The organism is Corynebacterium sp. HMSC27B11 (assembly GCF_001815985.1).
Classification (GTDB): Bacteria; Actinomycetota; Actinomycetes; order Mycobacteriales; family Mycobacteriaceae; genus Corynebacterium.
Map to the genome: position 1 here is coordinate 48,234 of NZ_KV823567.1, position 11,127 is coordinate 59,360.

Sequence of the window (11,127 nt, forward strand, 5' to 3'; positions counted from 1 at the left end):
TGTGCTCCCCGCGCTAGCGGGGATGAGCCGGAGCCGATGAAGCCGTGTGACAAGCCGGACTCGTGCTCCCCGCGCTAGCGGGGTCCGCCGCGCAAGGTGGAGGTGCTGGCCATTGAGGGGGGAGTGTTCCTCGCGCCAACGGGGGCATCCGTTCCCCGACTACAACGTCCACAGAGCCACTGCCATAACCCTCGCGCACGCGCTGCCTGCGCGCTATTGTCGGTTTTGTCGGGCAAATCTCCCGGCTCCGCGCTCGCTGGCGCGCGGGAGCTCAAGAGAAAAATCGACTGGAGGGCAACAATGGGGATCATCGATAGCCTGCAGGCCTGGGCTGGGGAGCATGAAACATTCATCTTCATTCTTTTCATGACGCCGTTCGCCATCGGATTGAGCTTCCTGTTTGAGGGCGGAGACGGCGGCGATTACGGCGGGGATTAGCTCCGCCGTCGACATCCTCGACGCGCCGGATGGAAGTGAAATACTCCGACCGGGGTGAATGTGTGCCGTGTGAATGCAGAACTGTGCTGCACTTGTTGGCCTGCCGTAGGCTTGCCCTGGCTGCGCGTCGCTCGCCCCACTGTGCCGTGCCGCCCCGGCGTAAACTGTGGCTGTGCATATGAGTTGCACAATATTTATTGCAATTTTCCTGATAAAAAGTAAAGTGAAGGCTTCTATCCAACTGCGCTACTCGACCCGGGACAGCGCAGCACAGCCACAAGGGGATGACATTGAAGAATGCGGTGAAGCGCCTCGCAGCAGCAGCGGCCACCATCCTGGCCGCCACCGGCCTCACGCTGGGCACCGGCCAGCCCATCGCTGCGGCGGCCAGCAGCGGTTCCAGTGGCTCCAGCGGCTCCAGCCTCTCCAGTGGCTCCAGCGGCAGCTCGCTGGGCAGCTCCCTCGGCAGCTCAGAGGCTCGGCTCGACGGGATGAGCTTCAACCAGTCCCGCATCATCCGGGGCGGCGCCGGCTTCTGGGTCCAGCGCGCCGACGGCTCCGTCAACCCCTGCACGGTGACCAACGTCGTCCGTCGGGGGCACACCAACTACGCCGTCACCGCAGGTCACTGCATTTCCGGCCATGTCACGCAGATCCGCCACAAGGGTCAGGTCATTGCAGATGCTGCGGACGTCCGCGCCGGCTGGCACATTGTCCAGGGCAACAAGCGCCCCGGCGGGCACTTCATCAACGACTTCGGCTACTTCCGCCTCAAGCCGCACGTCAAGGTGCAGTACAACGTTGTCCACCTGGACCGGGTCCACCCAGTCCACCAGCCAGCCAGTGCCGCGACGCGCGCTATCCACCGCCGCGCGGTCAGCGCACCCTTCGGCGCTCCGCTGCGTGTCCACCAGGGCATGATCGGGCGCATCGCCTGCAAGGAAGGCAATACCACCGGCCTGACCTGCGGCCCCATCGTCCGTGTGAACGAAAAGACCCAGGACGTCTCCGGGCTCATCCCGTCCCGCCCGGGTGACTCCGGTTCGCCGCTCTACCTCCTGGGCCGCGACGGGAAGCGCCACCTCATCGGCCAGCTCGCCGGTGGAACCCACTACGCCTACAAGTCCTACGACGGCTACGTCCACAACCTCGCGCGCATCAAGTAACGCCGCGCCCGGCGTCGTCGTCAGCGACGTCGCGATGACGGACGTCCTCCCCAGGGACGTCATCCCTCACGTTCCCGCCCCTCTACCGGCAGCTGAAGACAATCCCGCCGGTCAGAGGGGCGTTATCATGCCCGGCTGCCCCGAGTAACCAAAATGCTCATAATATACTAAGTTTTACTTGTAGATATCCGGGCATAGTTACCAAAGGACGCAACAACCGTGGGGATGAAGAAGTTTGCAGCAAAGCTGGCCGCCGCTGCACTGACCGGAGTGCTCGCGCTCGGCGGGGCAGCCACCATCGGAGGCGGGGCGGATAACGGCCTGCTGGCCAGCGCGGATGCCGCCCCAGTCGGCTCTGGCTTCGCCTTCACCCCAACCGCGCAGGGCGCCTGCACCAGCACCATGGTCATTGCCATCCCCGGCGGCGGCAATACCGTCGACGGTGTGCCAGACTCCGTCCCGCACGGCTTCCTCGTCGGGCAGGTAGCCAACCAGCTCAGTGCACATGGCATCGCCCAGCGTACCGTCGGCTACCGAGCAACCCCTTTCTTCACACTGAGCTACGACCAGTCCATGCGCCAGGGTTACGCGAAGGCCCGCCAGCTCATCGCCCAGACCGCCGCGCACTGCCCGAATGCGAAGTTCGCGCTCGTCGGGTTCTCCGAAGGCTCGGACATCGCCTCCCACATCATCGCGGACATCAACGCAGGTCGCGGCCCGATCCCGGCCAAGCGTTTCGCCACCGCCGCGCTGATCGCCAACCCGCACAACGGGCCAGAGAGCAAGCACAAGGGCGGCACGCTGCGCGACGGTGAGGGCATCCTCGGCGCCATGCGCGGCTACGGCAAGCTCGGCGACCGGGTGCTCGACATCTGCAACATCGACGACTTCGTCTGCAACCGCTACGCCGCCACCCCGGGCACCCGCGCGATCGCCAAGAACGTGCTCCACGCCTCCGCGGCCAACGGCTTCGCCGGCCTGAACCCGATGCAGGTCGTCGGCGAGGCCCCGCGCATCGCGATGGGTACCCGCCAGCACACGAAGACCTACCAGTACGTCAGCCCGATCCCGCACGCCGTGGGCCACGTCCTCGCCCACCGCGACCTTCCGAAAGCCGAGGACTAGGACGTCCAGCCGGGGCGCTGTCCGCGCCAAGGTCACGGCGCAGCGTCGTGTTGCGCGTTACCCCGGCGCAGCGCTGAACCGCCGGTGACCACGGCCTAGCGTCGAGCTTCCGGTGGCCCCGGCGCAGGCCGTCACTGTAGCTAGGAAACACAAACGGGCCAGCACGTGTACCGTGCCGGCCCGTTTCGCTCTCCGCGGAGCTCCTACGCCAATCCCGCTAGATCGGCAGCTTCCGCAGCACCCACATCGGCAGGTGTTTCAGCACCAGCATGATCGGGCGGAACAGCGGGTGGACCCATACGATCGTCTTCTTATCGTCCACCGCCTTGGCGATCGCCTTCGCCGCGTCGGTCTTATCGACGGTCAGCGGGGCGTCGTCCAAATCCTTCGTCATATTCGTGCGGACCTGGCCCGGACGGACGGTCAGCACGCGCACACCAGTGCCGCGCAGCGCCTCGCCGAGCAGGCGGTAGAAGCCGTCCGTGCCGGCCTTCGTGGAGCCGTACACGAAGTTCGACCGGCGCACCATCTCACCCGCAACGGTGGAGAAGGCGACGATCTGGCCGTGGCCCTGCTCCTTCATCTTCTGGCCCAGCAGCACACCGACCGAAACCGCGCCGGTGAAGTTCACCTGTGCGGCCTGCACGGCGAGCTTCTGGTCCTGCCACTGCTTCTCGTTATCGCCCAGGATGCCGAACGCGACGATCGCGATATCGATATCGCCGGCGGCAAAGGCCTTGTCGATCACCGCCGGGTGGGAATCGAAATCCACCGCATCAAAGGCCAGGGTCTCCACCTCAGACGCACCGGCGGCCTGGCAACGGCGGGTGGCGTCGTCCAAGCTCTCGCCCTCGCGGGCAGCCAGAACCACGCGCGCCGGGCCGCGGGAGAGGAACTCCTCCACCACGGCCAAGCCCATGTCGGACGCACCGCCGAGCAGCAGGATGGACTGTGGCTTTCCAACAGCATCAATCATGAAAAACTCCTTTAAAAGGCTCGTCGGTGTTTAGTGCAGCTCGAGGCGGCGGGACATATCGGATGCGAACACGCCCGTCGGGTCGATGTTGCGGCGGGTCTCCAGCCAGCCAGGCAGGCCCGGGTACATCTTGTGGAAGTTCTCCGCGGAGGTGCGGGACTCCTTCGCCAGGTACAGGCGGCCGCCGAACTCCATGACGCGGCGATCCAGGTCGTCCAGGAACGCACCCAGGCCCGGGCGGATCGGGAAGTCCACGCACACGTTCCAACCCTTCATCGGGTAGCTCAGCGGCGCGCGGTTGCCCTCACCGAAGAGCTTGAAGACGTTCAGCGCGGAGTAGTGGCCGGACGCCTGGATGTCGCGGATGATCTGCTTGAACGGCTCGACCGCCTCCGTCGGGACGACGAACTGGTACTGCAGGAAGCCCTTGGAACCGTAGCCGCGGTTCCACTCGCCGATGAGGTCCAGCGGCTGGTAGAACTGCGTGAGGTTCTGGATCTGGTTCCGCGCAGGCGAGCCCATCATGTAGTAGGCCTCGCCGATCGCCATCAGGGAGAGCTTGTTCATCGTCCAGGACGGGAAGATGTCTGGCACGGTCATCAGCTGCGGGGCGTTGAACTTCAGCGGGTCCTTCGCCAGCTTCGGGGCGAACTCCTTCAGCTGGTCCAGGGTTGCCAGGGAACCGCGGGAGATGGTTGAGCGGCCGAGCTTCTTGCCGCCGGAGATCGCGTCGAACCAGGCGGAAGAGTACGTGTAGTTGTGCTCCGAACCGTCGGAGTGGAACTCGATCGTCTCGTCCAGCGTGTTCGTGCGGTCGGTGTCCGCGAGGAAGTAGGCGGTCTCCGTGCGCGTCATCTCGATGCGGGCGCGCAGGATGATGCCGGTCAGGCCCATGCCGCCGACGGTGGCCCAGAACAGCTCACCCTTCGGGTCATCCGGGGTGCCCTCTGGCTCCAGGTGCAGGACGCGGCCGTCGGCGACGAGCAGCTCCATGGACAGGACGTGGTCGCCGAAGGAACCCGCGGAGTGGTGGTTCTTGCCGTGAATATCCGGCCCGATCGCGCCACCGATGGTGACCTGGCGGGTGCCCGGCAGGACGGGGACCCACAGGCCGTAGGGCAGGGCGGCCTTCATCAGCTGGTCGAGCGTCACCCCGGCATCAACGTCCACGATCGCCGTGTCCGGGTCGATGTCGTGGATCTTGTTGAGCTCCCGCATATCGATGACGAGACCGCCGGCGTTGTTGGTCGGGTCGCCGTAGCTGCGGCCCATGCCGCGGGCGATGACGCCGCGCTTCAGGTGACTGGGCTTATCCGCGTTATCGTCCGCGACCTGAGCCACGGCCTTCGCGATGGTCTCCACATCTGGCGTGGATAGCACCTCTGCCGTGGTGGCCTGAGTGCGGCCCCAACCGGTCAGGGTCTTTGTAGTTGTATGGATGCTCATGGGTTTCAAGCGTAGCGCCGTAGCCTGCGAATAGCCTGCTAAAACAGTCGGTTCGCTAGTACAAATCCTTGATGTCGCGTATCTCACTACAACGCGCGGATAGCGCGCGGGTGGGCGGGTTCACGCGTCGGGGGATGCGCGGGGCCGCGCCTGGTCGCATCAAGGGTGAGATGACGGGAGAGGTGGCGCGCCGGATGGGGTGTGAGTTGTCCCGTCAGAGTCGCGGGCGAGGTTAGAGGGCGGAGCGCAGGCCAATCGCCTTGAGCGTGCCCTCCACGATCCAGGTGGCGATGGCCATGAAGATCGCGCCGAAGAACGCCGCCCAGAAGCCACTGACCACCAGGCCGTTGCCAATGCCGTTGGAGATCCAGCCGACCAGCGAGAACAGCAGCGCGTTCACGATCAGCGAGAACAGCCCCAGCGTGAGGATGCGCAGCGGCAGGCTCAGCAGCCGCACGACCGGGGCGATGAAGGCGTTGACGAACATGAACACCAGCGCGGCCCAGATGAAGGCGCCCACGCCGCCCATCACGGAAACGCCAGGAATAACCAGGGTGACCAGCCACAGCGCGACGGCCGTGGCCACAACGTCGAGTGCAAAACGCATAAGAATCCTTCGTTGTTCAATCGGAGCGCCCTGGCGTTGCGCCGGTGCAAGCCAGCGACGCACCCGGTGCAAGCCAGCACCGGGCCCGCGGAGGGCGAGAGGCAGGCTGGCGCATTGCTACACACAGGGCACGGTAGCCGGGCGAAAAGTAGCTAATTAGCAGTATATCTGCGCTTTGGGAGCATGTCTGCGTGTGTGAAGGTCCAGCTTATTCGCCCCGTACAGTTCAGGACCGCCGTGGCCCACTGGAACAGGCTGGTCCGCTAGTACAGGTCCATGATCTTCCGAATCTCCTCCGGGAGCTCCTCGACGCTGGTGATCTCCGGCCCGTCGTAGTCGCGCAGGATGTCGCGCACCCGCTGGCGGCTCACCGAGTCCATGATCGGCAGTTCCTGGGCCATCATTCGCGTCATCCACGAGTTCAACGGCAGCTGCGTGCGCTCCGCGGCCTCATAAGTTGTTTCCTCCCCGACGCCGCCGACCCGCAGCGGTGGCTCCTTCTGCTCTTTCGGCTGCTTACTGACGATAGTGGAGAGGCCTGTGCTGATTTTTTCGAAGAGTCCTGCCATGCCTAGGGATTCTAGCCGGGGCTGCGGACATGCCTCGCTATCTGCTGAGGACATGCCCCACCAGCTGCTGCGGTCCATCCAAGGGGGTGTCTGCCTGCCGGGGTAAAATGCTGAGCATGAAGAAACCACCACTCGCGTTTGAAGCTCTGGCCGCTGCCGCAGGAACGGCTGCGTTCTATGGAATCAAGGACTTCCTGCCCGCCGGCCGGCGTCGTGGCTGGCTCCGGGGTGCGGCCCTGGTCGCCGGGATCGCCCCCTATGTGGTGCGTTCCACCGTCGAAACGATGGAATTCGCGAAGGAGGAGTTCTCGCAGGCGAGCAGGCAGACCGCCGAGTTGCGCAAGCTTCTCGACGACGCCCGCGCCCGCCAGCAGGGGTTTGTACCCCAGGACGGTGACGTCGCCGACCTGGCTGCGGGGGAGGACGTCGCCGTCGACGGGGACGCCTTCAACGACGACGTCCTTCCCGACGGTGCGGTCGATGACGGTGCCGTTGGTGACGGTGCGGTTGACGAGGACGGGGAGGGCGCAGAGGAGATCTGGCCGCCGAACGATCCGAAGTGGTGGGACCGGGTATTCAGCCTGCCGCCTTATGCGGTGCTGCCTGGGGCGGCGGCGGTGCTCGTGCTTGCCGTGACGGTGGGGGTGCGCATCGATCGCGCGATCCAGCGGGCTGGCGTGAAGGCGCTGGAATCCCGAGGCGTGGAGTACCCCAATGCCGCGTGGGGCGTGATCTCCGGGGTGATTGGTGCGCTCGCGGTGGTGGCGGACCGGAAGACCCAGGAACGGGCGGTGCGCGGTTAGTCGCCGGGTGAGGTGACCGGTGCTGCGCCGTTAGTTGCTGGGCGAGGTGACTGGTGCTGCGCGGTTAGTCGCCGGGTGAGGTGACCGGTGCCGCGTGGTTGAGTCTGCGGGCGAGGCGTGTCTGGGGCGGTCGCTAAGATCGAGATCATGAGCCCAGCTAGCGAAGCACAGAGCCCCAGCGCCGAGACCGCGAGCGCTGAAGTTCCCGGCGCCGAGACCCCTGGCGCTGAAGTTCCCAGCGCCGAGACCTCGAGCGCAAAGACCGCGAGCGCCGTGGCATTGACACCCACCCCGACCTTGGCGGTGGCACCTTCCGACCGGCCGGAGGATACGCCAGGGCCGATCACCTATTACCCGCCCGTGCTCGTCGCCTGCCGAGTGGGGGAGACGACCGCGATCTGGCAGGTCGAGACCGATCCGGAGCTGACGCGCGGCGACTTCTCCGGTGCCTGGCTTCTGGGGCCCGACGGGGTGAAGGGCTTTTCGGGGGAGGCCGAATGGATTGAGGGGCGTGAGGACCCGGCCGCGATGGCGCGGCTGCTGCTCGTGCACCCGGTGTTCCTCACCGAGGACTCGAAGGGGGACATCAGCTACGGCGGCCTGGGGGAAGGCGAGCTCCACCTCGTGGACGTCGCTGCCAGCCAGGAAGCGGCTGAGGCCGCGGTTGCTACAGCGAAGGCCGCGTTCGAGGAGGCCAATGGCAAGAAGTCCACGGGCTGGGGAGAGGTTCGTCCCATCGAACCGGTCGCGGGCCACCCGCCGCAGGGCCTCGACGCAGACGCGGAAAAGGCCGTGACCAGCGTGCTCGCGTTGGCGCGCGGGGTGCGAACCTGGAACCGGGACTGGGCTGCCTTCGAGGCCGTGCGGAAGCGCCGCCTGAAGAACGAGCCCGACCAGCCCCGCTGGGTGCCGATCCGCCTGCAGGGCTAAACGGGGGCGCCGGTCGGCGACGGAGTGCGGGTGCTGGTCGACGAGGACTCCGGGAGCAGGGCCGGAGCCCGCACCGGCAGACGCGCGCAGTGGGGCCGCGGGGTCGTGAACCGTGACATGGGCGCGGAGCTGGTGGGGGCGGCGTCGTAAAAAATAGGCCTGCGGTCGCCACAACGGGGCGCCCGGCCAGTACCGGAGTGGCCAATCTAACGCCCGAGCAGGCGGCGAGGGAATAACAATCCGGCAGGCAACCCGCGTAATCTAACCTGCGTGCCAGAGATTCCCAACGACCACAATCAGCCGCAGCCGCGCACCGCTGCGAAGCCCACGCCCGAGGGGCGTTTGGCTCGCTCCAAGGCGATCGCGCGGCAGTTTCTGCGCTTCGGCCTCGTTGGCGCCAGCGGCTTCGTGGTCAACCAGGTGGTCTTCGTGCTGTCGAAGAAGATCTTCGACCAGGGCTTTGGCATCGACGACCTCGAGGTGCTCTTCCAGCTGCTGAACACCCAGTGGAACGTGCGCTGGTACCACCTGTTTTCGGTGCTGGCCTTCCTTGTCGCGAACGTGTGGAACTTCGTGCTCAACCGGTACTGGACCTTCAAGGGGCACCACAAGCAGCCCTGGTGGATCCAGCTGCCGCAGTTCATGGCGGTGGGCGTTTTCGGGTTGCTGATTACGTTGGCGGTGTCCACGCTGGTGGTGCACCCGAACTCGCCGATCGGGCTGCCAGAGCACATTTTCGATAACTCCACGGGCCTGCGCACCCGCTCCTACTGGGGTAACTTCATCGGCGTGATCGTGGCGGTGCCTGCGAACTTCCTCTTCAATAAGCTCTGGACGTTCCGCAACAAGGGGCCGAAGGGGTCGAGTGATTCGGAAGGCCAAGCCGCCGACGTCGTCCCGAAGATCGAAACCGAGGAGCCCAAGTGACCAGCAAGCGCCCAGAACAGCCCGTGACCAGCGACGCGCGCGGTGCGGGCGGAGCGGCGAACGGCTCGGCGGGGGCCGGGGCGTCGGCAAACAGCGAGGCGGGCGCTGAGGCTGGGGCGGGCGACGTCGTCGTGAAGGACAATATCGGCCTGAACCAGCAGATCTTCCGCTTCATCCTGACCGGCGGGCTGTCCGCGATCGTGGATCTCGGCTCGACGCTATTCCTGCGCTTTGTCGTTGGGATGACTGATAGCGGCTCGAAGGCTATTGGCTTCGTCCTGGGGACTCTCACGGCGTACATGATTAACCGGCGCTGGACGTTCAACGCCGCGCCATCGACCAAGCGCTTCGTGATCACGATGGCCACCTATGCGCTGACCTTTGTGGTGCAGGTCGGCCTGTATAAACCGTTGTTAATCCCTCTGCTGGAGAGCCACACGACTTTTTCGCCTCTGGTCGTGCGCCTAATCTCCTTCGTGATCGCGCAGGGGACCGCCACGGTGTTGAACTTCCTGATCCAGCGCTTCGTAATCTTCCGCAACTAGCGGGGGTGCGAGCTGGCTCGTTCCCGTCTCCGTGGTGGACTCTTTGTTAGGACGCCGACCTGCGCGACCAAACCCAGCCATTACTTTTCTGGCAGGGGCTTGAGTAGTTCAATCCGCTGTCGCCCCGGGGCTACAACCCCGGCCTTGATCAGCGTGGACATCTCCCTCGAGGTGGACTCCAGTGTGGTGCCCGCAATCCCCGCGATGTCTTCCCGTCGGATAGGAGCCTCGAGGATCCGGCCGCCGTCGCTTAGGCTCCGCCCGAACTTCCCGTCCAGGTAGTCCAGCGTCTCCAGCACCCGGCTGCGCACCCGAGCCGTGGCATTGTGCACTTTACGGGTCTGCGCCTCCTGCAGCGTGCGTTGCTGCAGGTGCAGCATCGCCGCCCCAACCTGCGGATGTGCGCCCACCATGCGTGTCAGCTTCTCTGCCGGCAAGAACAAGCAGCACACGGTCGTGGTCGCCCACGCCGTCACGGTGGCCTGCACCTCGCCTGGCATCATCGCGCCCAGCACGTCGCCCTCTCCGCACAGATCCACGGTCAGCTCGTGGCCCTGATCCGTGGCTTGGGTCAGCCGCACCACCCCGGACATCACCATATATAGCCCCCGTAGGGGCTCACCCTGCGTGTACAGTGGCTCGCCTTCGGCCCACGCGTGGGCGACCACCTGAGAATCGAATGCCGTACGCCCAGCGGCGTCCAAACTACTGGTGAGAGGGGAGTGCTGCATCACGCGATCCCGCAACTCGGGTGGGCAGACGTGTGGCTCAGAGCAGTGTGAAGGCATGCTCCCGATCCTAACCCGCAAGCCCGCGTTTGCCCCGGTCGAGCACCAATTCCGCTCAACTTGATCTGCGTCAAGGAAGCCCGTGGCAAGGCCCCATAACTTGAGAGTTGGAGCAAGGAAACAACAGCAACCACCAGGAAGCATCCAGGCAATCAAGCCCCTTGCACAGCCCCACGAACGGGGAAACAAACCACACACGAGGGAAAAGGAGACCCCAATGTCCAACGCAAACCTGAAGAACATCGTCCTCCGCTCCGACGAATTCTCTTGCCCGAGCTGCGTCAACAAGATCGAGACAAAACTCAACGGCATGTCCGGTGTGGACAGCGCCGAGGTGAAGTTCAGTTCCGGCCGAATCATCATCGATTACGACGCCGACGCGTTGAGCGTCAAGGACCTCGTCGGTGCCGTCGCGGACGTTGGTTATAACGCCAAGCCGAGCGCTTACTAAGCGCCGGATAGCCAACAGCCAGCATGACCGTAAAGAGGCAGATGTGAGCAAGAAAAACACCCCTGACACAGCGAAAACCGCTGTGAAAAACTGGGGACCAGTGGTGGCATCGGGCATCGCCATCGCCATCAGCTGGATCACCGGCATCGAGTGGATCATGCTGGTTGCTGCCGTCATCGCGGGCTACCGCATCGCCATTAGCGCGGTGCAGGCCCTGCGCGTGAAGCTGATCAGCATCGACCTGCTCGTCGTGACCGCCGCCGTGGGCGCGGTCTTCATCGACAACTATTGGGAATCAGCCGCCGTCACCTTCCTGTTTGCCCTGGGGGCTCTGTTGCAAAGATTGGCGGCAGTCA

General features: G+C 65.1%; 13 protein-coding genes and 1 pseudogene. 9 read left to right on the plus strand and 5 right to left on the minus strand.

The features are described 5' to 3' along the window. Positions 1–216: 216 nt before the first annotated feature. From HMPREF3097_RS09690 to HMPREF3097_RS07350, 3 genes are all read left to right on the plus strand, one after another. Positions 217–438, plus strand: coding sequence for a hypothetical protein (locus HMPREF3097_RS09690; RefSeq protein WP_141759500.1), 222 nt, complete (start codon positions 217–219; stop codon positions 436–438). A 284-nt stretch (positions 439–722) separates the two neighbouring features. Beyond that, entirely contained in the window at positions 723–1,604 is an 882-nt protein-coding gene (locus HMPREF3097_RS07345; RefSeq protein ID WP_070761735.1) for a chymotrypsin family serine protease, read from the plus strand. Between the two features lie 225 nt (positions 1,605–1,829). Then, a complete protein-coding gene (locus tag HMPREF3097_RS07350; protein WP_246821327.1) occupies positions 1,830–2,729 on the plus strand; it encodes a cutinase family protein in 900 nt (299 codons plus the stop codon). Positions 2,730–2,946: 217 nt separating this feature from the next. Here HMPREF3097_RS07350 and HMPREF3097_RS07355 read toward each other — a convergent pair whose 3' ends face one another. From HMPREF3097_RS07355 to HMPREF3097_RS07370, 4 genes are all read right to left on the minus strand, one after another. Beyond that, positions 2,947–3,705 (minus strand): decaprenylphospho-beta-D-erythro-pentofuranosid-2-ulose 2-reductase, encoded by a 759-nt coding sequence (locus tag HMPREF3097_RS07355; RefSeq protein WP_070757859.1) that lies wholly within the window; start codon positions 3,703–3,705, stop codon positions 2,947–2,949. 30 nt (positions 3,706–3,735) lie between these two features. Continuing rightward, positions 3,736–5,151, minus strand: coding sequence for a decaprenylphosphoryl-beta-D-ribose oxidase (locus HMPREF3097_RS07360; protein ID WP_070761737.1), 1,416 nt, complete (start codon positions 5,149–5,151; stop codon positions 3,736–3,738). Between the two features lie 232 nt (positions 5,152–5,383). Further along, on the minus strand, positions 5,384–5,758 hold the full coding sequence (locus HMPREF3097_RS07365) for a phage holin family protein (protein ID WP_070757855.1): 375 nt from the start codon (positions 5,756–5,758) through the stop codon (positions 5,384–5,386). A 263-nt stretch (positions 5,759–6,021) separates the two neighbouring features. After that, positions 6,022–6,327 carry a hypothetical protein gene (locus HMPREF3097_RS07370; protein WP_210398566.1) on the minus strand — a complete coding sequence of 102 codons (306 nt, stop codon included), beginning with the start codon at positions 6,325–6,327 and terminating at the stop codon, positions 6,022–6,024. A 116-nt stretch (positions 6,328–6,443) separates the two neighbouring features. Here HMPREF3097_RS07370 and HMPREF3097_RS07375 point away from each other — a divergent pair, with 116 nt between their 5' ends. The 4 genes from HMPREF3097_RS07375 (at position 6,444) to HMPREF3097_RS07390 (ending at position 9,532) form a co-directional block, all read left to right on the plus strand. Then, positions 6,444–7,130, plus strand: a complete 687-nt coding sequence (locus HMPREF3097_RS07375; RefSeq protein WP_070761742.1) for a hypothetical protein — start codon at positions 6,444–6,446, stop codon at positions 7,128–7,130. 147 nt (positions 7,131–7,277) lie between these two features. After that, a complete protein-coding gene (locus HMPREF3097_RS07380) occupies positions 7,278–8,060 on the plus strand; it encodes a hypothetical protein (RefSeq protein WP_246821328.1) in 783 nt (260 codons plus the stop codon). 270 nt (positions 8,061–8,330) lie between these two features. Then, the gene (locus HMPREF3097_RS07385; RefSeq protein ID WP_070761739.1) at positions 8,331–8,987 is read left to right on the plus strand and encodes a GtrA family protein; all 657 of its coding nucleotides are present in this window, start codon (positions 8,331–8,333) and stop codon (positions 8,985–8,987) included. Then, on the plus strand, positions 8,984–9,532 hold the full coding sequence (locus HMPREF3097_RS07390; RefSeq protein ID WP_083317294.1) for a GtrA family protein: 549 nt from the start codon (positions 8,984–8,986) through the stop codon (positions 9,530–9,532). The genes HMPREF3097_RS07385 and HMPREF3097_RS07390 overlap by 4 nt, the downstream gene beginning before the upstream one ends. Before the next feature lie 80 nt (positions 9,533–9,612). Here HMPREF3097_RS07390 and HMPREF3097_RS09765 read toward each other — a convergent pair whose 3' ends face one another. After that, positions 9,613–10,263 (minus strand): Crp/Fnr family transcriptional regulator, encoded by a 651-nt coding sequence (locus tag HMPREF3097_RS09765; protein WP_070757849.1) that lies wholly within the window; start codon positions 10,261–10,263, stop codon positions 9,613–9,615. Between the two features lie 274 nt (positions 10,264–10,537). Between HMPREF3097_RS09765 and HMPREF3097_RS07400 the strand changes: the two genes are divergently transcribed. Continuing rightward, entirely contained in the window at positions 10,538–10,771 is a 234-nt protein-coding gene (locus HMPREF3097_RS07400; RefSeq protein ID WP_070757847.1) for a heavy-metal-associated domain-containing protein, read from the plus strand. A gap of 157 nt (positions 10,772–10,928) precedes the next feature. Beyond that, a pseudogene (locus HMPREF3097_RS07405) lies at positions 10,929–11,127 on the plus strand (cation-transporting P-type ATPase); the annotation flags it as partial.

Excerpts from the sequence above, each read along its gene's own strand:
- HMPREF3097_RS09765 (WP_070757849.1), bottom strand. The coding sequence starts at position 10,263 with ATGCAGCACTCCCCTCTCACCAGTAGTTTGGACGCCGCTGGGCGTACG.
- HMPREF3097_RS07360 (WP_070761737.1), bottom strand. The coding sequence starts at position 5,151 with ATGAGCATCCATACAACTACAAAGACCCTGACCGGTTGGGGCCGCACT.
- HMPREF3097_RS07380 (WP_246821328.1), top strand. The coding sequence starts at position 7,278 with ATGAGCCCAGCTAGCGAAGCACAGAGCCCCAGCGCCGAGACCGCGAGC.
- HMPREF3097_RS07400 (WP_070757847.1), top strand. The coding sequence starts at position 10,538 with ATGTCCAACGCAAACCTGAAGAACATCGTCCTCCGCTCCGACGAATTC.
- HMPREF3097_RS07365 (WP_070757855.1), bottom strand. The coding sequence starts at position 5,758 with ATGCGTTTTGCACTCGACGTTGTGGCCACGGCCGTCGCGCTGTGGCTG.
- HMPREF3097_RS07350 (WP_246821327.1), top strand. The coding sequence starts at position 1,830 with ATGAAGAAGTTTGCAGCAAAGCTGGCCGCCGCTGCACTGACCGGAGTG.
- HMPREF3097_RS07355 (WP_070757859.1), bottom strand. The coding sequence starts at position 3,705 with ATGATTGATGCTGTTGGAAAGCCACAGTCCATCCTGCTGCTCGGCGGT.
- HMPREF3097_RS07375 (WP_070761742.1), top strand. The coding sequence starts at position 6,444 with ATGAAGAAACCACCACTCGCGTTTGAAGCTCTGGCCGCTGCCGCAGGA.
- HMPREF3097_RS07345 (WP_070761735.1), top strand. The coding sequence starts at position 723 with ATGACATTGAAGAATGCGGTGAAGCGCCTCGCAGCAGCAGCGGCCACC.
- HMPREF3097_RS07370 (WP_210398566.1), bottom strand. The coding sequence starts at position 6,327 with ATGGCAGGACTCTTCGAAAAAATCAGCACAGGCCTCTCCACTATCGTC.